At 71.5% G+C, this 18,494-nt stretch carries 23 protein-coding genes; 13 read left to right on the forward strand and 10 right to left on the reverse strand.

All coding sequences use genetic code 11. The annotated features are described in order from the left end of the window. The first annotated feature begins 32 nt into the window (after nt 1-32). From RY94_RS01130 to RY94_RS01150, 5 genes are all read left to right on the forward strand, one after another. Nucleotides 33-791 (forward strand): GAF and ANTAR domain-containing protein, encoded by a 759-nt coding sequence (locus RY94_RS01130; RefSeq protein ID WP_231554362.1) that lies wholly within the window; start codon nt 33-35, stop codon nt 789-791. A 122-nt stretch (nt 792-913) separates the two neighbouring features. Next, nucleotides 914-1,681 carry an EAL domain-containing protein gene (locus RY94_RS01135; protein ID WP_043440721.1) on the forward strand — a complete coding sequence of 256 codons (768 nt, stop codon included), beginning with the start codon at nt 914-916 and terminating at the stop codon, nt 1,679-1,681. 104 nt (nt 1,682-1,785) lie between these two features. Next, a complete protein-coding gene (gene mgrA / locus RY94_RS01140; RefSeq protein ID WP_043440724.1) occupies nt 1,786-2,832 on the forward strand; it encodes an L-glyceraldehyde 3-phosphate reductase in 1,047 nt (348 codons plus the stop codon). Beyond that, nucleotides 2,832-3,341: a GNAT family N-acetyltransferase gene (locus tag RY94_RS01145; protein WP_043440727.1), complete on the forward strand. Its 510-nt coding sequence runs from the start codon at nt 2,832-2,834 to the stop codon at nt 3,339-3,341. The genes mgrA and RY94_RS01145 overlap by 1 nt, the downstream gene beginning before the upstream one ends. A gap of 30 nt (nt 3,342-3,371) precedes the next feature. Beyond that, the gene (locus RY94_RS01150) at nt 3,372-4,172 is read left to right on the forward strand and encodes an HpcH/HpaI aldolase family protein (protein ID WP_052273792.1); all 801 of its coding nucleotides are present in this window, start codon (nt 3,372-3,374) and stop codon (nt 4,170-4,172) included. On the opposite strand, the gene RY94_RS01155 is transcribed toward RY94_RS01150, so the two are convergent. Together RY94_RS01155 and RY94_RS01160 are read right to left on the reverse strand one after the other, a co-directional pair. Then, nucleotides 4,127-5,482 carry a family 4 glycosyl hydrolase gene (locus tag RY94_RS01155; RefSeq protein WP_043440729.1) on the reverse strand — a complete coding sequence of 452 codons (1,356 nt, stop codon included), beginning with the start codon at nt 5,480-5,482 and terminating at the stop codon, nt 4,127-4,129. The genes RY94_RS01150 and RY94_RS01155 overlap by 46 nt on opposite strands. Then, nucleotides 5,479-5,733, reverse strand: a complete 255-nt coding sequence (locus RY94_RS01160; RefSeq protein ID WP_043440731.1) for a hypothetical protein — start codon at nt 5,731-5,733, stop codon at nt 5,479-5,481. The genes RY94_RS01155 and RY94_RS01160 overlap by 4 nt, the downstream gene beginning before the upstream one ends. 123 nt (nt 5,734-5,856) lie before the next feature. Here RY94_RS01160 and RY94_RS01165 point away from each other — a divergent pair, with 123 nt between their 5' ends. After that, the gene (locus RY94_RS01165) at nt 5,857-6,993 is read left to right on the forward strand and encodes a PfkB family carbohydrate kinase (protein ID WP_052273793.1); all 1,137 of its coding nucleotides are present in this window, start codon (nt 5,857-5,859) and stop codon (nt 6,991-6,993) included. 7 nt (nt 6,994-7,000) lie between these two features. Here the strand turns inward: RY94_RS01165 and RY94_RS01170 are convergent, their stop codons facing one another. Both RY94_RS01170 and RY94_RS01175 read right to left on the reverse strand, forming a co-directional pair. Next, the gene (locus RY94_RS01170) at nt 7,001-8,059 is read right to left on the reverse strand and encodes a phosphatase PAP2 family protein (protein WP_082045964.1); all 1,059 of its coding nucleotides are present in this window, start codon (nt 8,057-8,059) and stop codon (nt 7,001-7,003) included. A gap of 82 nt (nt 8,060-8,141) precedes the next feature. After that, on the reverse strand, nt 8,142-8,720 hold the full coding sequence (locus RY94_RS01175) for a GIY-YIG nuclease family protein (RefSeq protein WP_231554363.1): 579 nt from the start codon (nt 8,718-8,720) through the stop codon (nt 8,142-8,144). 89 nt (nt 8,721-8,809) lie between these two features. Here RY94_RS01175 and alr point away from each other — a divergent pair, with 89 nt between their 5' ends. The 6 genes from alr (at nt 8,810) to RY94_RS16535 (ending at nt 13,495) form a co-directional block, all read left to right on the forward strand. Continuing rightward, nucleotides 8,810-9,982 (forward strand): alanine racemase, encoded by a 1,173-nt coding sequence (gene alr / locus RY94_RS01180; protein WP_043440734.1) that lies wholly within the window; start codon nt 8,810-8,812, stop codon nt 9,980-9,982. Next, nucleotides 9,966-10,514 carry a tRNA (adenosine(37)-N6)-threonylcarbamoyltransferase complex ATPase subunit type 1 TsaE gene (gene tsaE / locus RY94_RS01185; protein ID WP_043440736.1) on the forward strand — a complete coding sequence of 183 codons (549 nt, stop codon included), beginning with the start codon at nt 9,966-9,968 and terminating at the stop codon, nt 10,512-10,514. Before alr ends, tsaE begins: the two co-directional genes overlap by 17 nt. Before the next feature lie 9 nt (nt 10,515-10,523). After that, nucleotides 10,524-11,204 (forward strand): tRNA (adenosine(37)-N6)-threonylcarbamoyltransferase complex dimerization subunit type 1 TsaB, encoded by a 681-nt coding sequence (gene tsaB / locus RY94_RS01190; RefSeq protein ID WP_043440737.1) that lies wholly within the window; start codon nt 10,524-10,526, stop codon nt 11,202-11,204. Beyond that, complete coding sequence (gene rimI, locus RY94_RS01195; RefSeq protein ID WP_043440739.1) at nt 11,201-11,668, forward strand: ribosomal protein S18-alanine N-acetyltransferase; 468 nt, start codon at nt 11,201-11,203, stop codon at nt 11,666-11,668. Before tsaB ends, rimI begins: the two co-directional genes overlap by 4 nt. Continuing rightward, nucleotides 11,665-12,747, forward strand: a complete 1,083-nt coding sequence (gene tsaD, locus RY94_RS01200) for a tRNA (adenosine(37)-N6)-threonylcarbamoyltransferase complex transferase subunit TsaD (RefSeq protein ID WP_043440741.1) — start codon at nt 11,665-11,667, stop codon at nt 12,745-12,747. Before rimI ends, tsaD begins: the two co-directional genes overlap by 4 nt. 133 nt (nt 12,748-12,880) lie before the next feature. Next, nucleotides 12,881-13,495 carry a GNAT family N-acetyltransferase gene (locus RY94_RS16535; protein WP_052273795.1) on the forward strand — a complete coding sequence of 205 codons (615 nt, stop codon included), beginning with the start codon at nt 12,881-12,883 and terminating at the stop codon, nt 13,493-13,495. A 101-nt stretch (nt 13,496-13,596) separates the two neighbouring features. Here the strand turns inward: RY94_RS16535 and RY94_RS01210 are convergent, their stop codons facing one another. The 6 genes from RY94_RS01210 to RY94_RS01235 form a co-directional block, all read right to left on the reverse strand. Continuing rightward, nucleotides 13,597-13,986 carry a nuclear transport factor 2 family protein gene (locus RY94_RS01210; RefSeq protein WP_043440743.1) on the reverse strand — a complete coding sequence of 130 codons (390 nt, stop codon included), beginning with the start codon at nt 13,984-13,986 and terminating at the stop codon, nt 13,597-13,599. A 9-nt stretch (nt 13,987-13,995) separates the two neighbouring features. Then, on the reverse strand, nt 13,996-14,877 hold the full coding sequence (locus RY94_RS01215; protein WP_043440744.1) for a sugar phosphate isomerase/epimerase family protein: 882 nt from the start codon (nt 14,875-14,877) through the stop codon (nt 13,996-13,998). Beyond that, the gene (locus RY94_RS01220) at nt 14,874-16,028 is read right to left on the reverse strand and encodes a DUF993 family protein (protein ID WP_043440747.1); all 1,155 of its coding nucleotides are present in this window, start codon (nt 16,026-16,028) and stop codon (nt 14,874-14,876) included. The genes RY94_RS01215 and RY94_RS01220 overlap by 4 nt, the downstream gene beginning before the upstream one ends. Next, nucleotides 16,025-17,212 (reverse strand): Gfo/Idh/MocA family protein, encoded by a 1,188-nt coding sequence (locus RY94_RS01225; RefSeq protein WP_043440750.1) that lies wholly within the window; start codon nt 17,210-17,212, stop codon nt 16,025-16,027. Before RY94_RS01225 ends, RY94_RS01220 begins: the two co-directional genes overlap by 4 nt. 119 nt (nt 17,213-17,331) lie before the next feature. After that, nucleotides 17,332-17,631 (reverse strand): hypothetical protein, encoded by a 300-nt coding sequence (locus RY94_RS01230; RefSeq protein WP_156134964.1) that lies wholly within the window; start codon nt 17,629-17,631, stop codon nt 17,332-17,334. A 103-nt stretch (nt 17,632-17,734) separates the two neighbouring features. Continuing rightward, nucleotides 17,735-18,031 (reverse strand): hypothetical protein, encoded by a 297-nt coding sequence (locus RY94_RS01235; RefSeq protein ID WP_043440754.1) that lies wholly within the window; start codon nt 18,029-18,031, stop codon nt 17,735-17,737. Between the two features lie 212 nt (nt 18,032-18,243). On the opposite strand from RY94_RS01235, the gene RY94_RS01240 reads away from it, so the two are divergent. After that, complete coding sequence (locus tag RY94_RS01240) at nt 18,244-18,468, forward strand: hypothetical protein (RefSeq protein ID WP_156134965.1); 225 nt, start codon at nt 18,244-18,246, stop codon at nt 18,466-18,468. The last annotated feature ends 26 nt before the right edge of the window (nt 18,469-18,494 follow it).

Below are 18,494 nucleotides of genomic sequence, written 5' to 3' on the forward strand. Positions count from 1 at the left end.
GCCGGTCGTGGTCCCACGGCTGGAGGGTGTCGATGATGAGTGAGGATTCCATGGTGGACCGGGGCATGCCGTCGTCCCATTACGACGGCGGTGAGCGGGTGCGTGATCTCGCCACGGAACTGGCCGAGTTGGCCCGGTCGCTGCAGCGCGAACCGGATTCGGACGCGATCCTGAGCGGGTTCGTGCACGCGGCCATCGACCTGATCCCGGGGGTCGACGAGGGCTCCGTCAGTGTCGTCCTGGGACGCAGGGACGTCGGGTCCCGGGGCGCGTCGGGGGACCTGCCCGCGCGCATCGACGCGCTGCAGGTGGAGACCGGCCAGGGACCGTGCCTGGAGGCGGCGTACGAGCACCGGACGGTGCGGGTCTCGGACATGGCGCACGAGCAGCGGTGGCCGCTGTTCGCCCAGCGGGCCACCGAGGCCGGCGCCAAGGGGATGCTGTCCATCCAGCTGTGGGTGCAGGGCGATGACCTGGGCGCCCTGAACCTGTACTCGTACGAGGCCGACGCGTTCACGGACGAGTCGGAGAACGTGGGCCTGCTGGTCGCCTCCCATGCGGCGGTGGCGTTCGCCGAGGCCGAGAAGACCCGGCAGCTGCACGAGGCGGTGGATTCCCGGGACGTCATCGGCCAGGCCAAGGGCATCCTCATGGAACGCCACAAGATCACCGGCGAGCAGGCGTTCATCGTGCTGTCCATGGCCAGCCAGCGCACCCACCTGAAACTCTGGAGCGTCGCGGACCACCTCATCAGCAGCGGCGACCTCCCCGGCCGGAAGAACGCTCGATAGCAGTTCGTTCCTCCTCCACCCTTTCCGCCCGGTACGGCGTGTGGAAACGGCCTGTCGCGTGGCAGATCCGCTTCGCGCCGTGTGTGTCCTAGGGTGGACGGGACCAGTGAGGGGGAGTCCGCATGGCCTGCAACGGCTGCACGACATCATCGAAGCTCGACTTCGAATTCAGCATGGCCTTCCAGCCGATCTACGACGCCGTCGACGATCGCGTCTGGGGCTACGAGGCACTGGTGAGAGGCCTGGCAGGCGAGGGTGCCGTCGAGGTCCTGTCGAGGATCTCGCCCGAGCAGAAGTACCGCTTCGACCAGGACTGCCGCATCAAGGCGATCGAGCTGGCGTCACGCCTGTTCCCGGCGGACGAAGAGTTGAAACTGTCGATCAACTTCATGCCCAACGCGGTCTACGAACCGGCCGCCTGCCTCCGTGCGACACTGCTCGCCGCCAGGCGCTGCAGTTTCCCGACGTCGTCCATCATGTTCGAGTTCACGGAGAACGAGGAGGTCGCGGACACCGCCCACCTCACGAACATCATCACCGAGTACCGCAAGCACGGTTTCACCACCGCCATCGACGATTTCGGTGCCGGCCATGCAGGACTGGGGCTCCTGGTCGAGTTCCAGCCCGACCTGATCAAGATCGACATGCTGCTCGTCCGGGGGATCGACAGCAGCCCGGCCCGCCAGGCCGTCGTCGCCGGCATCGTGGGCATCGCCGAGGACCTCGGCATCACGGTGCTCGCAGAGGGGATCGAGACCGAAGCGGAGTTCGTGTTCCTGAAGGAAAGGGGCATCCGCCTGTTCCAGGGCTACTGGTTCGCGAAGCCGGCCTTCGAGGAACTCCCGCGGGTGCGCATCGGATCCGCCCCGACGATCAGCGCCGTCGCCTAGCCGTACTCCGCAGCGACCGTGGGGCGCCGAGGATCCCCGCCGCGGGATGGCGGCGACGCCACGTGCCCCTGCGCCGTGCGGGAGGACTCACCTAGGATGAGGCGATGACCTATCACCCTGCCGAGAGCCGCTATGAATCGATGCCGTACCGCCGGGTGGGGGTGAGCGGGCTGCAGCTGCCCGCGGTGTCCCTGGGGTTGTGGCACAACTTCGGGGACGACAAGGCGTTCGGGACGCAGCGGGACATCCTGCGGCGGGCGTTCGACCTCGGCGTGACCCATTTCGACCTGGCGAACAACTACGGCCCGCCGTACGGGAGCGCGGAGACGAACTTCGGCCGGCACCTGAAGGATGATCTCCGGCCGTTCCGGGACGAGCTCGTGATCTCCACGAAGGCCGGCTACGACATGTGGCCGGGCCCCTACGGCAATTTCGGGTCGCGGAAGTACCTGCTGGCGAGCCTGGACCAGTCGCTGGAACGGATGGGCCTGGAGTACGTGGACATCTTCTACAGTCACCGCCCCGATCCGGACACCCCGCTGGAGGAGACGATGGGGGCGCTGGACACGGCGGTGCGCTCGGGACGGGCCCTGTATGCGGGGATCTCCTCGTACTCGCCGGAGCGGACCCTGGAGGCCGCGGCGATCCTGCGGGATCTGGGCACGCCGCTGCTGATCCACCAGCCGTCGTATTCGATGCTGAACCGGTGGACGGAGAACGGGACACCGAATCTGTTCGAGGCCCTGGAGCAGGTCGGGGCGGGCTCGATCGCGTTCTCCCCGCTGGCGCAGGGCCTGCTGACCAGCCGGTACCTGGACGGGGTGCCCGAGGACTCCCGGGCCGCGGCGGGGAAGTCGCTGGATCAGGGCCAGCTCAGTGCGGAGAACCTGGACCGGATCCGGGGCCTGAACCGCATCGCGGAGGGTCGTGGGCAGTCGCTGGCGCAGCTGGCCATCGCCTGGATCCTGCGGGATCAGTCCAAGGGCATCCCGGTGACGTCCGCGCTGATCGGGGCCTCCAGCGTCCGCCAGCTCGAGGACAGCCTCGCCGCGGTCGACCGCCTGGACTTCACGGCCGAGGAGCTTCGCGCCATCGACGAGTACGCCGTCGAGTCCGACATCAACCTCTGGGCCAACGCCCTCAAGGCCTGATGCTGCAGTTCCGGGTGGCCGGCCCGGAGGACTGGCCGGCCATCTGGGACATCCTGCGACCGGTCGCCAGGGCCGGGGAGACGTACTGCTGGGTCCCTTCGATGGACGAGGCGGCGGGGCGGCGCGAATGGCTGCCGGGGCCCTCCGGGGCCGACCGGACGCTCACGGTCTTCGTCGCAGTGGACGGTGACTCCGACCGGGTGGTCGGCACCGCCCAGCTCCACGCCAACCGGGGCGGGAACGGCGCCCACGTCGCGAACGCCTCCTTCCTGGTCGCGGCCGACGCCGGAGGGCGGGGTGTGGGCCGGGCCCTGGCCGGTCACGTGCTCGGGGAAGCGCGGGCGGCGGGCTACACGGCGATGCAGTTCAATGCCGTCGTCCAGACGAACGAACGGGCCGTCGCCCTCTGGGTCTCGCTGGGCTTCGCGATCGTCGGCACCGTCCCGGGCGCCTTCCTCCATCCCACGGCCGGACCGACGGGCCTCCACATCATGCACCGCTTCCTGTAGGGACGGGGCGGAGCGGGACACAATGGGGCCATGACCAATGCATCAACCGTCCGCGATCCACTCCTCGGCGCCTGGGCGACGCTCGGGGAGCCCCGCCTGACCACCGAACTGGCGCGGTCGGGCGTGGGCTGGGTGGCCCTCGACCTGCAGCACGGGCACTTCGACGACCGGTCGCTCAGGGACGCCCTCGGGCGCCGGGCGGCGGACACCGCCCCCATGCTCGTCCGGGTCGCGGCCAACGACGCCGCACTGATCGGCCGCGCGCTGGACGCCGGAGCGGACGGCGTCGTCGTCCCCCTCGTCAACGGCGTCGCCGACGCCGAGGCCGCCGTGGCGGCCAGCCACTACCCGCCACGGGGCGCCCGCAGCTGGGGGCCCCTGCCGGGCAGCCGTGCCGTCCACGGCCCGGGGTCCGACGACGCACCCCACGCCGTGCCGCTCTGCGCCGTCATGATCGAGACCATGGCCGCGCTCGAGGCCGTCGAGGCGATCGCCGCCGTCCCCGGCGTGGACATGATCTTCGTCGGGCCGTTCGACCTCTCGCTCGCCCTCGGGCTGGACGTCGACGAACTCCTGTCCTCCACGGAGGACGACGCACCGCTCCGCCGGATCACCCGCACCTGCAGGCAGGCCGGGATCCTGGCCGGTGCGTATGCGGGTTCGTCCGGGCGGGCGGCGCTGCTGGCCGCGGCCGGCTTCGACTGGATCGCCGCGGCGACGGACACGGGCCTGCTCGCCCTGGGCGTCCAGGCCCTGCGCGCGCAGGCGCGGACCGGTCGGCCGGATCAGTCCGACCAGGACGCCTTCAGCGCGGGGAACGCCTCCTCGTAACCCACGAGCACGCGGGTGGCGGCATGGAAGGAGTCCACGAGGGGATGCCCCGCGAAGGCCCGCAGGGCGGCATCGCGATCCCGATGGACGGCGGCACGGACCGTGTCCTGCTCGACGGCCTTCACCGCCGCCATGAGCCCCAGCTGGTGGGCTGACAGCGGGGCCGCCGGCAGCGGGCGCGCGCCGTCGGCGTCCACCACGGACGGGACCTCGACGACGGCGTCCGCGGGCAGCGCGCCGAAGGTCGCACCGTTGCGGACGTTGAGGATCAGCTCCGCACGGCGTCCGGTGAGCAGCGAGCGCATGACCTGCAGGGCCACGCGCTCGTAGCCGCCTCCCGCGAGGTCCGCCTCGTCGCGCTCCTCCTCCGCCGTCCGGGCCTCGGCCAGGTAACCGGACTCCCGCTCGCGCCGGGCGGCTTCCCAGACCGCGAGCGGGTCCTCGGCCGCGACGAGTCGGGGGAAGAGGTCCGCCTGCTGGTCCCGGAGCGTCTCGCCGCGCGTCCTGTCCGCGGCGCCGATGGAGCGCAGGGCCTCGCGATGGAAGTAGTAGTAGAAGAGGTACTCGTTGGGCAGTGCGCCGAGGACCCGGGGGAGGTCCGGACCGAAGAGGCGTCCCTCCTCGAAGCCCGCCAGGCGCGGGGCGTCGGCGAGCAGCCCGGGGAGTCGGTCCGCGCCACCGTCGTCGAGCCGGCGGAGCCAGCCCAGGTGGTTGAGGCCCACGTAGTCCACCCCGGCCAGGGACCCGCGCAGGTCCACGCCCGCGGCGCGGGCCGCCCGGGTGACGAGACCCGACGCCGAGTCGCAGATGCCGATCACCCGATGACCCAGCACCGCCGAGAGCGCCTCGGTCACCATGCCGGCCGGATTGGTGAAGTTGATCAGCCAGGCGTCGGGGGCGAGGTCGCGCATGAGCGTGGCCACGCACATCATGTCCGGGATGGACCGGAGGGCATAGGAGATGCCGCCGGCACCCACGGTCTCCTGGCCGAGCAGTCCGGAGGCCAGGGCGACACGCTCGTCGAGGACGCGCCCGTCCGCCCCGCCGCTGCGCACGGCGGCGAACACGAGGTCGGCGCCCGGCAGCGCCTCCTCCAGCCGGGCCGCCACGCGGACCGACGGCGCAGGCACCGCCCCCGACGGCAGTGCCCCGAGCACCCGGGCGATGGCGTGGGCGCGGTCCGGCAGGCTGTCCACCAGGACGACGCGGGACACGAGTCCCGCGAACGGTGCCTGGGACAGCGCCCGGTACACCAGCGGCACGCGGAAGCCCCCGCCGCCGACGATGACGAGGGTCGCGCCGGTGCTCATCGGCCGCCGCGGAACAGGGCGCCCCGCAGCGCGTACACCTGCGCGCCGGCAAGGGCGAGGCCGATGACGACGCACGCCACGACCGGCACCGACGTCGTGTACGCGAGGACGAAGCCGAGCGAGACGGCGAAGACCACGGCCGCCACGCCGATCAGGAGGCGGGCTCCCAGGGGCAGCAGGGGTGCCGCTCCCCGTGGGGGCCGGGGGATGTCCGCGCCCCTGTCCGCATCCGTGGGCCCGTCCGGGGTCATGGTGTCCCTGTCATGCCTCCAGCGTACGGAAGAAGGCCCGGAACCTCGCCCCTCGGGGTGATTTCGCACGGCAGTCGCTCCGGCGGACGGCCGGCCTCCCGCCGGACCAGTAAGGTGCCGTACATGGCCCAACAGCACCGCTTCGATCCACTGGCAGCCACGAGGGGTCCTGACGGGCCCGAGTTCGACCTGCTGCTCACCGGCCAGGTGTTCTTCGACATCGTCTTCACGGGGCTGGAGCAGCTCCCGGCGCCGGGCACCGAGGTCTGGACCGACGGCATGGGCTCCGGTCCGGGCGGGATCGCGAACCAGGCGATCGCCGCGAGCCGTCTCGGGCTGCGCACCACGCTCGCCGCCGCGTTCGGCGACGACGGCTACGGGCAGTTCAACTGGGACGTGCTGCAGGACCAGGAACACGTGGACCTGTCCAGGTCGCGCGTCTTCGGGCAGTGGCACTCCCCGGTCACGGTGTCCCTCTCCCTGCAGCAGGACCGGTCCATGGTGACGCACGGCCACGCGGCGCCGCTGCGCGCCACCGAGCTCATCGGAGCGCCGCCGTCGTGCCGTGCCGCCGTCGTGGGCGTGGAGCAGGACATCGAACCGTGGGCGGAGACCGCAGCGGCCCGCGGCACGAAACTCTTCGGCGACGTGGGGTGGGATCCGGACGGGGAGTGGGCGCCCGAGACGCTCACCTCCCTCGACCACTTCTACTCGTTCATGCCGAACGCCGTCGAGGCCATGGCGTACACGCGCACCGACGATCCGTGGAAGGCGCTGTACTCCCTGGCCGACCGCGTGCCGGTCGCCGTCGTCACGGTGGGGCAGCACGGCGCGATCGCCATCGACTCGGTCACGGGGGAGGAGGAGTGGGTCCCAGCCCTCCCGGTGGCCGCCCACGACCCCACGGGGGCGGGCGACTGCTTCACGGCCGCCTTCGTCATGGCCGATCTGGCGGGATTCCCGCTCGCCGACCGGTTGGCGTTCGCCAATCTGTGCGCCTCGCTGTCCGTACAGCACGTGGGCGGCTCGCTGGCCGCGCCCGGCTGGGGCGACATCGCGGACTGGTGGCACCGGGTCAGCGCGGGGCGCGACGGCATGCAGAAGCAGTGGCTGCGCCGCTACGCCTTCCTCGAGGACCTCGTGTCCGACGTCCCGGGCCAGGCATCGCGCAGGGCGACGGCGACGATCGCGCGGCATTCCGACGCCTCGCCGTCGGTCCGCCCCTGCGAGGGGAACCGGGACGTGCCCCGCGCCCCGTGACCGGACCTCACACGCGGCCCGCCGTCGCCAGGAGTGGCGCCGGCCGGGGAGGCACAGCGTCCCCGGGGCGTGTCGCGCGTGCTGCGAGCCAGATCGCGAGGGCGCCGAGGAGCGCACCGGCGGCGACGTCGACGACGTAGTGCCAGCCGAAGTAGACGGTGGCGAGGGCGGTGAGCAGCGTGTAGGCCCAGAGCGCGGCCCTGATCACGCGCGGCAGGCCGAGCAGGTGTGCCATGACGGCGGCCGTGAAGACGACGGAGACGTGCAGGGAGGCGAAGGCCGCGATGCCGTGCACCGACTGGGTGGCGTGGGGGTCGGCCAGAACCCGCACCCGGTTCCGGTAGAGGGACTCCTGGAGCGCGGTGACGGCCGTGTCCGGCAGGTCCGCGAAGTGTTTCGGCTCGACGTAGATCGGGCCCAGGGAGGGCAGGGCGTAGTAGCTGAGCGCCCCGAGGATCCAGTTGAAGGACAGCGCGGTGACATACCAGGCGCCCTGCGAGAGCTTGCGCGACCAGACGAGCGCCGCGGCCACGGACACGGGGACGAAGACGAGGTAGGACACGTAGACGGCGGACAGGATGTGGGCGCTCGCCCCGGTGCCGAGGATCTGCTGGAGCACGTCACCGGGGTGGTCGCCGCCGAGGAGCCAGCGGTCGCTGGCCTGCAGGAGCGGGTCCGTCACCCGGTCACGGACGAACGGCAGGAAGCTCTTCATGTTGCGGTACGCGACGTACGCCAGGTAGAAGGTCAGCAGGCCCAGCGACGTCGCCAGCAGTCGGGGCACCGGCCAGCGCCGACGGATCTCGGCGGCCGCCGCGCGCAGCACGTCGCCCCGGGCGGGTCGACTGCGCACCATGGACGGGATCATGTCCACCAGGATCAGCGCCACCAGGAGCAGGGGCAGGCGGACGTAGCTCGGGCCGAGGAAACCGCCGGGATCGCGCAGCGGCAAGCCGAAGGCCACGGCCACGAAGGCTGTGAGCACGGCGAAGGCAGCCGCCACCGCGAAGGAGATGCGGAAGAGTCTGTAGGGGGCATGCCCCGTCATCAAGGGCGCGGACTTCATCAAACAGTTCTAATGCATTAAGGTGCCCTTCATCGAACCGGCACCCCGTTCATCCGGTGTTTGCTTTTCGGAGCAGGGCCGCTCAGCCGCGCCGCGCCGCGGCCTCTCCCAGCCATCGGGCGTACCGCGCCCACGGGTCCCCGATCCCCGCAGCGAGGCCGTGGACATGCTCCTCGAGGTCCTGGGACGCGGCGAACCACTCCGACCGGCCGAGGCGTGAGGCGGCGAACTCCTGGTGGCGGCGGTGCTCCACGAGCCGGTCCCCCTGCTCGAACGCCAGCACCTCGTCATGCCACAGGCGGGCCAGCCGCTGCCGCGGATTCGCCGTCGTGCCGATCTTGATGCGGTCCCCGAACCGGAGGTAGTACACGATGTCCACGCGCGGCGGCGGCAGGCCGTCGTCGAGGACGTCGCCGACCCGCCACTCGCAGGCCGCGCACACCCAGGCGGAGGGGTACCGCACACCGAGGCGCGAGCCGCAGGCACGGCATGCGCCGGGCAGGACGTCGGTCACGCCGTACTCGGCGGCCACCCAGTCGCCGATCACCGCGGCATGCGCGCGGCACACCGCGACGGGGGCTCCGCCCACGGCCCCACCGCAGGGCTGTCCGTCCTCGCGGCGGAGTTCACAGGTGCGCCCGTCCCGCTCCGAATCGAACATGTCTTCGATCCTTCCGGTCGGTGTCGCCGGGCGCAAGCCCACCGCCCGCGCACCCGTCCGACGGCGGACGTGCAGGCGCAACTGGCAGAATGGGCCGGGTGACTTTCCCCGAACGCGCCGCAGAGATCGACCTCGATGCGCTGCGGCACAACATCCGCCACCTCCGCGACGTGGCGCACCCCGCGCGCGTGATGGCCGTCGTGAAGGCCGACGCCTACGGTCACGGAGCGCTCCCGGTGGCCCGCGCCGCGCTCGAGGCGGGCGCCGCGTGGCTCGGCGTGGCCCACGTCAGTGAGGGCGTCGCCCTGAGGAAGGCCGGCATCGAGGCACCCATCCTCGCCTGGCTGCACACCGTGCGGACCGACTTCACCGCCGGCGTGGAGCACGGACTGGACCTGGGGATCTCCGGCTGGGAACTGGAGCACGTGGTCGCCGCCGCGCGCGAGCTCGAACGCCCCGCCATCGTGCACCTGAAGATCGACACCGGGCTGGGCCGCAACGGCTGCCCGCCGGAGCAGTGGGAGGCCCTGCTCGGCCGCGCCGTCGCCCACCAGGAGGAAGGCCTGATCCGTGTGGTCGGGATCTTCTCGCACCTGGCCGTCGCCGACGAGCCCGCCCGGCCCGAGACCGACCTGCAGGTGCAGGCCTTCCGCGACGCCGTCGCCGTCGCCGAGAACGCAGGGATCGACGTCGAGGTGCGGCACCTCGCGAACACACCCGCCACCTTCTCGCGGCCCGACTGCCACTTCGACCTGGTGCGCGTGGGCCTGGGCATCTACGGGCTCTCGCCCTTCGCCGACCAGGGGTCCGAGGACCTGGGGCTGCGGCCCGTCATGACGTTCAGCACCACGGTCGCGAACTGCAAGGAGGTGCCCGCGGGCCAGGGCGTCTCCTACGGGTACGCGTACCGCACCCGCAAGCCCACCACGCTGGGGCTCATCCCCGTCGGCTACGCGGACGGCGTCCCCCGTATCGCCACCGGGGCGCCGGTCCTGGTGGGCGGGCGCGTGTACCCCGTGGTGGGGCGGATCGCGATGGACCAGCTCGTCATCGACTTCGGCACCCCCGGCCTGGTGGACACCCCCGCGAGCCCGCTGGGCGAACGCGCCGTCCTGTTCGGCGGCCGGGACTCGCCGCCCGTCGAGGACTGGGCCGCCGCCGCGCAGACCATCAACTACGAGGTGGTCACCCGCATCAGCGACCGGGTGGAACGGGTGTACCTCGACGCATCCCGGGAGGGCAGCGATGAGTCCGGCTCCTGACTGGTCGGTGTCCTACGACGTCGGGTCGCCCGCCGCGCTGCAGGCGCTCGCCGTCGGCCTCGCGCAGCACCTGCGGGCGGGGGACCTGCTGGTCCTCTCGGGTGAGCTGGGCGCGGGCAAGACCACGTTCACCCAGGGGCTCGGGCGCGGCCTCGCCGTCGAGGGCCGCATCATCTCGCCCACCTTCGTGCTCGTCCGCCAGCACCGGTCCCGCAGCGGCCTGCCGGGCCTCGTCCATGTGGACGCCTACCGCCTCGAGAGCGCGGCCGCCGTCGACGACCTCGACCTCGAGGCCACCCTCGACGCCAACGTCACGGTCATCGAGTGGGGTGCCGGACGCGTGGAGCACCTGGCCGGCAGCTGGCTCCGCGTGGACATCACCCGGCCGCTCGGCGGCACCGGTCCGGGCGGGCCCGGCGCAGGCCCGGTCACGGACTTCGACGACGACGGCGAGGACGAGGTGCGCACCGTCACGCTCTCGGGCGCCGGTCCACGCTGGCGCGGCGGACCGCCGGCGCTGGCGCTCGACTAGGCTTGTCGGGTGCTTCTCCTCGCCCTCGACACCTCCGCCGCGGCCACCGTGGCGCTCCTGCACGACGACACCGTCGTCGGCCGGTTCGCCAGCGCCGACACGCGCTCGCACGCGGAGGTCCTCGCGCCCGCGGTGCACCGGATCCTGTCCGAGGCCGGGGTGGCGGGGACCGAGCTCGACGCCGTCGTCGCCGGCGTCGGCCCGGGTCCGTTCACCGGACTGCGTGCCGGTCTCGTCACCGCCCGGACCCTCGGCTTCGTGTGGGACGTACCGCTGCACGGGGTGATGAGCCTGGACGCCCTGGCCTTCGACGCCGCCGCGGGCGGTGCGGTGCCGGCCGGCAGCGCGTTCCTCGCGGGCACGGACGCGCGCCGCGGCGAGGTGTACTGGGCGGCATACCGGGCGCCGTCGCAGTCCGGAGCCCTGCCCGAACTCCTCGACGGTCCCCACGTCGGGACCGCTTCCACCCTCCCCGCGGGGCAGCCGCTCGTCGGCCGCGCCGCAGGCCTGTACCCCGACGACGTCGACGGTGTGCCCGCCTTCGCGGCGTCGGACCCGGACGCCGCCTCCCTGGCCCGCGTGGCCCGCCTGCGGCTGCTCGCCGGCGCACCCCTGCGGGACACCTCGCCGCTCTACCTCCGGGAGTCGGACGCGCAGGTGCCCGGGCCGAGGAAGCGGGCGACGGCGTGAGCTTCCTCCTGCGGGACCTGACCTTCGAGGACATCGAGACGATCGGCCGGCTCGAGAACGAGCTGTTCCCCACCGACGCCTGGCCGCTGGAGATGTTCTACACCGAGTTCTTCCAGCCGGACACACGGCGCTACCTCGTGGCCGAGGTGGACGGTGAGGCCGTCGGGTACGCGGGCCTCATGGTGATCCACACGACGGCGGACATCCAGACCATCGGCGTCCTGGCGCGCTTCGAGGGCCGGGGCATCGGACGGGCGCTGCTGACCGAGCTGCTCGAGGAGGCCCGCCGGCGCGGCGCCGACAACGTGATGCTGGAGGTCCGGGCGGACAACCCCCGCGCCCAGGCCCTGTACGTCCGGTTCGGTTTCCGCAAGATCCACACCCGGAAGAAGTACTACCGCGACGGCGTGGACGCCTGGGTGATGCGGCTGGTCCTGACCGCGGACGACGGAGGAGCACCATGACCACCGCACCCCTGGTCCTCGGCATCGAGTCCTCCTGCGACGAGACCGGCATCGGCATCGTCCGCGGCACCGAGCTGCTGACCAACACCGTCTCCTCCTCGATGGACGAGCACGTCCGCTTCGGCGGCGTCATCCCGGAGATCGCCTCGCGCGCGCACCTCGAGGCCTTCGTCCCGACCCTCCGCGCGGCGCTCGACGACGCCGGCGTGACGCTCGACGAGCTCGATGCCATCGCCGTCACCGCCGGTCCCGGGCTCTCCGGCGCCCTCATGGTCGGCGTCTCCGCGGCGAAGGCGCTCGCCGTCGCCACCGGCAAGCCGCTCTACGCGATCAACCACCTCGTGGCGCACGTCGGGGTCGGACTGGTGGGCGGCACGTTCAGCGACGGCCTGCCGCCGAACCTCGGTGCGCTGCTCGTCTCGGGGGGCCATACGGAGATCCTCCGGGTGGCCAACATCGCGCACGACGTCGAACTGCTCGGGTCCACGATCGACGACGCGGCGGGCGAAGCCTACGACAAGACGGCGCGGATCCTGGGCCTCGGATATCCCGGGGGCCCGGCCATCGACCGGCTGGCACGGCTGGGCGACCCGAAGGCCATCCGCTTCCCGCGCGGCCTCTCGCAGCCCAAGTACATGGGCAGCGCGGAGGAGCCCGGGCCCCACCGCTACGACTGGTCCTTCAGCGGTCTCAAGACCGCCGTCGCCCGCTCGGTGGAGCAGTACGAGGCCGCAGGGCTGGAGGTGCCGGTGGCGGACATCGCGGCGTCCTTCCAGGAGGCCGTGGTGGACATCATCACGTCCAAGGCCGTCCTCGCCTGCCGCGAGCACGGGATCACCCATCTGCTGCTGGGCGGGGGAGTGGCCGCCAACCGACGGCTCCGCGAGCTGACCGGTGAGCGGTGCGCTGCCGCCGGCATCGCCCTGACGGTGCCCGCGCCGTCCCTGTGCACGGACAACGGCGCGATGGTCGCGGCGCTCGGAGCGCAGATCGTGATGGACGGAGGCAGCCCGAGCGGGATCGCGTTCGGGACCGATCCGTCCCTCCCCGTCACGAGCATCATGCTCGCCGAGGGCTAGCAGTCCGGGCGGACCGCTGATGATGAGCCTGCTTATTACTAGATAAACTAGCTTTACATCGACCTAACGGACAGCTAGATTAGAGGAAGGTCAAGAAAACGGCCTGCTCCTTTCTGACCTGAAGGTCAATGCCATGACACCCGTAGCCCGGACTTCCTCCACCTCCGCCCGCCTCGATGACGATGCAACCCCCGCACTCCCCACCGGTGACGACACCGCGTACGACGCGTGGCCCGGAATGGCCACCGGCCGGCTCGCTGCGGTCCAGCAGCCGATCGAACCGCTGGTCCTGCCCCACGAGTTCACCGGTACCACCACGCGCGAGCTCCGCCGCTGGATCAACCAGATGTACAAGGTGCTCGACGCCGACTTCCCGCCGTACGGCGCCCAGGAGGACTACGACCGCCTCGCCGACGAGCTGGATCGGCGCGCCGCCGACGCACGAGAGGGCTCGGGAGCAGCGGAGCGCCCCGGCGCCTTCCGCGACAACCCGATGAACCATCGCTTCGAGCTCTTCCAGGACGGGATGCTCGCGGGCTATCTCAGCTACTCCCTGCGGGCGGGCACCCTGCGGCTCCACCGCACCGTCGTCGCCGCGGCCTTCGAGGGGGCCGGGCTGGAGGGTGTCCTCATCCAGAAGGTCCTGCTCGATGCCCACAAGCGTCGCCTGGCCGCCCTGCCGTACTGCGACCAGGTCCAGGCCTTCCTCGCGGACAATCCCCAGTACCGCAGCCTCGTCGCCGGCTAGGTCGGTCGCAGGCCGCCCCTGGAGTACCGTGCGGCGCGTGAACGGCCGGCCACGATGCGGCTGCCGTTCTTCCAGTGCGCGCACGGACCGTGCCGAGGCACTCAGGAGGGGAGATCACCGATGCTGGTGTATCTCCGCCGCCAGTCGGGGCCTTCCTCGCCGCCGTACAGGGTCCAGTACTCCCGGCCCGAGGTGATCACGCCGTCGGACACGGTCCAGATGGACACGACGCGGAAGATGCCGACGTCCTCCTGGGGCACCTGCACTTCGGACACCACCACCTCGCCGGCGTCGTGGACCTCGAGCACGTCGATGCTCCAGCCGTTCGGGCGCTCGGAGTTCACCGCGACCATGTTGTCCCTGCCGCGGATGACCTCCCGTGTGACGGGCCAGAACACCATCACGTCCTGGGCGAGCGTCCGCCCGACCGCGGCCCAGTCCCTGCTCCACACCGACGACCAGTACCGCCGGACGATCTCGGAAGATTCCATAGGCCGATGCTACCGGCGGATGCCCGTTCCCAGGTGCGCGGCGACGTGGTCGTCGAAGCTCCCGATCGTCCGCGCCACGACCTCTGCACGCGCGGTGTCCCAGATGTCCTGGTTGAAGATCTCCACCTCGACGTCGCCCGCATAGCCGGCGGCCTGGACCGCCGCGGTGATGGCTTCGAAGTCGATGACCCCGGCCCCGGGGTAGTGGCGCGAGAGCAGGACGTCCGCGGCGAGCGGCGTGGCCCAGTCACAGACCTGGTAGCTCGCGATCCGTCCTTCCGCTCCGGCCCTGGCGATCTGTGCCGGGAGATCGGGATCCCACCACACATGGAACGTGTCGATGACGACGCCGACGGCGGCGCGGGAGAAGGGGGAGGCGAGATCCAGCGCCTGCTTCAGCGTCGAGATGACGGCGCGATCCGAGGCATACATGGGGTGCAGGGGTTCGAGGGCGAGGGTCACCCCGGAGGCCAGGGCTTCCGGGGCCAGTTCGGCCAGGGCGTCCTGCACCCTGGCGCGGGCGCCCGCGAGGTCCTTCGAACCCTGCGGGAGGCCACCGGCCACCATCACGAGCACCGGGGTGGAGCCTGCTGCACCGGCGGCCGCGAGGGTCGAGGCCTCCTCGATGGCCCTCCGGTTGTCGTCCATGGCCGCTCGGCGGGAGGCGCCTTCCGGGACGGTGAAGAAACCGCCGCGGCAGAGGCTCGAGAGGCGCAGGCCCGAAGCCGCGAGGAGCCGTGCCGCCTCGGGTAGGGACTGGGCGTGCACCGCGTCGCGCCACAGGCCGATGCTCGTGATGCCGGCGCCGGCCGTGGCGTCCAGCGCCTCGGGGAGCGTCGCGTACTTGAGGGTGGCCTGGTTGACGGAGAGGCGGCCGTGGGGTGTCGTCATGCCGGCACCCCGCCGACCCGCAGCATCGTATGCCAGCGCTCCCTGGCGAGCTCCGGGTGCTCCAGGGCCCCGCACGCGTTGGCGAGGCGCACGATCTCCGACAGGTGCGGCAGGCTGCGGGCGGCGTGCAGCCCGCCCACCATGCCGACGCCGGGCTGGTGGCCGTTGAGCCAGCTGAGGAAGGCCACGCCCGCCTTGTAGTAGTAGGTCGGCGACGCGAAGACCTGACGGGACAGGGCCTCGGTGGGTCCGAGGATCCGCGCGTAGGCGTCGTGGTCGTCGGCGTCGAGGGCCTGGACCGCCGCCGAGGCGTGCGGACCGAGCGCGGCGAACGCTCCGAGCAGGGCATCCGAGTGGCCCGAGGAGTCCCCGCCGATGAGGGACACGTAGTTGAAGTCGTCCCCGGTGAACATGCGGATGGGAGCCGGGAGCTGTGCGCGCACGGCGCGTTCGGCGTCCGCGTCGAGCAGGCTCATCTTGACCCCCGCCACCCTGTCCGGAGCGTTGGCGATGATCTTGAGCAGGGTCGACGCCGCCACCTCCGTGTCCGAGGAGCCGAAGTAGCTGCCGAGTGCCGGATCGAAGGCGCTGCCGAGCCAGTGCAGGATCACCGGGGCGCCTGCCGAGGCGAGGACCTCTGCGTAGGCGCGCTCGTAGTCCTCGGCGGATCCCGCCGCCCGCGCGAGATGGCGGCTGGCCATGAGGACCACCGAGGCACCCGCGTCCTCGGCGAAGTGCAGCTGCTCCTTGTAGGCGTCGACGACCGCACCGAGGGGGATGACGGCGTCGTCGACGTGGTCCGTGGTGACGCCGACCACCAGGCCGCCGCCCACCGTTTCCGCCTCTGCCGCACTGCGGCGGATCAGCTCGCGGGTCGCCGCGGCGTCGAGCCCCATGTTCCGCTGGGCCGTATCCATGGCGTCCGCGACGCCGAGTCCCCATGACCACAGGTGATGGCGGAAGGCGAGCGTCGCGTCCCAGTCGAGGTCCGCCGGCGCGCCGGGAACGTTGTCCGCCGTGGTCCTCGGGACCACGTGCGCGGCGGCATACACGGTCCTGCTCAGGAGGGGGCTTGCCGGCCTGGCGAACACCGGCGCGGGGTTCAGTTCGACGGCGGAGGTGTGTCCGGCCGCATCGACGAGGGTGATCATGCCAGCGGGACCGCTTCCTGGCGGGCTACGGCGGTGCTGCGGACGTCCTGCAGGTCGACGCGGCGCCCCGAGCGCGAACTCTCGAGGCCCTGCTCGGCGAGGTACATGCCACGGGCGCCGGCGAGGAAATCGTACGGGTGGGGTGCGTCCTCGAGGACGTGCCGGAGGAAGTCCTCCCACTGCGTCTTGAACCCGTTCTCGAACACCTCGTTGGTGGGTACGTCGAGCCAGTCGGCGTCGTAGTCGTGGGTGTCCTCGAGATCGGGGTTCCAGACGGGCTTGGGCGTGGCGTTGCGTGGCTGGATCTTGCAGCCGAACAGCCCGACGACGGCGGAGCCGTGGGTGCCGTCCACCTGGAACTGCACGAGTTCGTCGCGGTTCACACGGACCGTCCAGCTCGAATTGAGCTGTGCGACGATGCCGCCCTCCAGCTCGAAGACGGCATAGGCGGCGTCGTCGGCGCTGGCGCGGTAGCGGCGGCCCTGCTCGTCGACGCGTTCGTCGATGTGGGTCACGGCCCGCGCGTACACGGATTCGACCGTGCCGAACAGGTTCTCCAGCACGTAGCTCCAGTGCGGGAACATGTCGACGACGATTCCGCCGCCGTCCTCCGCCCGGTAGTTCCAGCTGGGACGCTGCGCGTCCTGCCAGCCGCCTTCGAAGACCCAGTACCCGAACTCCCCGCGTACCGAGAGGATCCGGCCGAAGAAGCCGGAGTCGATGAGGCGTTTGAGCTTCTGCATGCCCGGCAGGTACAGCTTGTCGTGGACGACGCCGTTCTTGATCCCGGCTGCCTCCGCCAGGTCGGCGAGTTCGAGGGCGTCGGCCGCCGTCTCGGCCGTGGGCTTCTCCGTGTAGACGGCCTTGCCGGCGGCGATGGCCTTGCGGATGGCCGCCGAGCGGGCCTTCGTCACGAGGAAGTCCGCGTAGATCTCCCAGGTGGGGTCGGCCAGGACGCTGTCGAGGTCGGTCGAGTAGTGCTCGATGCCGTGCCGGGCGGCGAGTTCGGCGAGCTTCGCCTCGTTCCGGCCCACGAGCATCGGCTCGACCTGGACGCGCGTGCCGTCGGAGAGGAGCACGCCCCCCTGGTCACGGATCGCGAGGATCGACCGGATCAGGTGCTGCCGATAGCCCATGCGCCCGGAGACGCCGTTCATGATGATCCCGATTGTCCTCGTTGACATTCCTACTCCTTCGTCCGGCGGAACCGCCGTATGGGAAAACGCTTACCGCGAGTGTAGGGGAAGAACGAGGGACGGGCAATGACCGACCACGCGGGTCGAGTCGGGGGGGTGGGGTTCGGTCAGCCCGGGGTGCCGGAGCGGCCCGGTATGGACCGCCGCGTGCACTGCTCGGGACGTACCCATGCGCTCCGGGCGATGGAGAATTCGACCCACTGCGCGAGGACCGCGGAGCTGGTCCACGCCATCGCGAATCCGCGGACGGTCTGCCGTGAGCCGTTCGGATACTCGAGGTCCACCCAGAGTGCGGGTGCGGGGGAGACGGACTCGGTGATGCCGTGGGTCGGTGGCTCCAGCTGGAGCGGGGGCACGAACCGGTGGGTCGTCGGCGGGAGTCCGTGCCACCCGGCCGACTCAGCCACGCATGCCTGCCCGAGGGGCGGAATGCGGCGCAAGCTGGTCCATGGCACCACTCTACGAGGATGCCGCCGGAGGACGGCAGGGGCCTGCCCTGTCCGGCCGGCGTCAGGACGGGTGCGTCGCGTGCGGTTCCAGGGTCCGACGCCGGCAGCGCGCGGCGTCCACCCACGCCTCGCGTGCGCGGGAGTACTCGATCCACTGCGCCCGGACGGTGGTGCCCGTCCACGCCATCGCGAATCCCTTCATGATGCGGCGGGTCCCGTCGGGATAATCCAGCTCCACCCACAGGGCGGGGGAGCGGGCCGGCTCGGTGATGCTGCCGGTCGGCGCCTCGAGCTGGAGCGGAGGGACGTACCGGTCCGCGCTGGGTGGGATGCCATGCCACCCCGGTCTTTCTGCCATGCGAGGAGGGTACGCCGGGGGTCCGACACCGTGGGTCCGGAAGCCGTCGGGGAAGACGGGTCATCGGCGGTGCGAAGGCCCATTCCGCACCATGGTGCGAGTGGTTAGGATGGTCGCGACGATGGCACCATCACCGCACCTGCGCAGCACCTGCGCGGGCGTGGGACGCCGGCGTCACGCCGCCCGACCACGATGCGAGGTGTCCAGCTGCCATGACGAAGGACCGTTTGCTGAAGATCCGTGTTGCTGCCGCCGACAAGGAGGACGTCCAGTTCGAGCTCGACCGCGCCGAGTTGGTCCTGCAGGAAGCGGTGGCCGAGGCGATCAGCCAGGGGGAGGACATCGCGATCGTGGCCGAGGTGGCGGAGCTCCCCGTGGATGACGTCGCGAAGCTCGCTGCCCACGACACCGGTCCCGGGGCCTCCCGGTCCTCCTGAGGGATGGGTCGGCGCGGAGGCGCCCG

This window comes from Arthrobacter sp. L77 (genome assembly GCF_000816565.1).
Lineage (GTDB): Bacteria > Actinomycetota > Actinomycetes > Actinomycetales > Micrococcaceae > Arthrobacter_D > Arthrobacter_D antioxidans.

Excerpts from the sequence above, each read along its gene's own strand:
- RY94_RS01220 (WP_043440747.1), bottom strand. The coding sequence starts at position 16,028 with ATGATCACCCTCGTCGATGCGGCCGGACACACCTCCGCCGTCGAACTG.
- RY94_RS16535 (WP_052273795.1), top strand. The coding sequence starts at position 12,881 with ATGACACCCGTAGCCCGGACTTCCTCCACCTCCGCCCGCCTCGATGAC.
- alr (WP_043440734.1), top strand. The coding sequence starts at position 8,810 with ATGGGCCGGGTGACTTTCCCCGAACGCGCCGCAGAGATCGACCTCGAT.
- RY94_RS01135 (WP_043440721.1), top strand. The coding sequence starts at position 914 with ATGGCCTGCAACGGCTGCACGACATCATCGAAGCTCGACTTCGAATTC.
- RY94_RS01215 (WP_043440744.1), bottom strand. The coding sequence starts at position 14,877 with ATGACGACACCCCACGGCCGCCTCTCCGTCAACCAGGCCACCCTCAAG.
- RY94_RS01210 (WP_043440743.1), bottom strand. The coding sequence starts at position 13,986 with ATGGAATCTTCCGAGATCGTCCGGCGGTACTGGTCGTCGGTGTGGAGC.
- RY94_RS01155 (WP_043440729.1), bottom strand. The coding sequence starts at position 5,482 with ATGAGCACCGGCGCGACCCTCGTCATCGTCGGCGGCGGGGGCTTCCGC.
- RY94_RS01130 (WP_231554362.1), top strand. The coding sequence starts at position 33 with ATGATGAGTGAGGATTCCATGGTGGACCGGGGCATGCCGTCGTCCCAT.
- RY94_RS01160 (WP_043440731.1), bottom strand. The coding sequence starts at position 5,733 with ATGACCCCGGACGGGCCCACGGATGCGGACAGGGGCGCGGACATCCCC.
- RY94_RS01235 (WP_043440754.1), bottom strand. The coding sequence starts at position 18,031 with ATGGCAGAAAGACCGGGGTGGCATGGCATCCCACCCAGCGCGGACCGG.
- RY94_RS01240 (WP_156134965.1), top strand. The coding sequence starts at position 18,244 with ATGACGAAGGACCGTTTGCTGAAGATCCGTGTTGCTGCCGCCGACAAG.
- tsaD (WP_043440741.1), top strand. The coding sequence starts at position 11,665 with ATGACCACCGCACCCCTGGTCCTCGGCATCGAGTCCTCCTGCGACGAG.
- RY94_RS01225 (WP_043440750.1), bottom strand. The coding sequence starts at position 17,212 with ATGTCAACGAGGACAATCGGGATCATCATGAACGGCGTCTCCGGGCGC.
- RY94_RS01145 (WP_043440727.1), top strand. The coding sequence starts at position 2,832 with ATGCTGCAGTTCCGGGTGGCCGGCCCGGAGGACTGGCCGGCCATCTGG.
- RY94_RS01150 (WP_052273792.1), top strand. The coding sequence starts at position 3,372 with ATGACCAATGCATCAACCGTCCGCGATCCACTCCTCGGCGCCTGGGCG.
- RY94_RS01170 (WP_082045964.1), bottom strand. The coding sequence starts at position 8,059 with ATGAAGTCCGCGCCCTTGATGACGGGGCATGCCCCCTACAGACTCTTC.
- RY94_RS01175 (WP_231554363.1), bottom strand. The coding sequence starts at position 8,720 with ATGTTCGATTCGGAGCGGGACGGGCGCACCTGTGAACTCCGCCGCGAG.
- tsaE (WP_043440736.1), top strand. The coding sequence starts at position 9,966 with ATGAGTCCGGCTCCTGACTGGTCGGTGTCCTACGACGTCGGGTCGCCC.
- mgrA (WP_043440724.1), top strand. The coding sequence starts at position 1,786 with ATGACCTATCACCCTGCCGAGAGCCGCTATGAATCGATGCCGTACCGC.
- RY94_RS01165 (WP_052273793.1), top strand. The coding sequence starts at position 5,857 with ATGGCCCAACAGCACCGCTTCGATCCACTGGCAGCCACGAGGGGTCCT.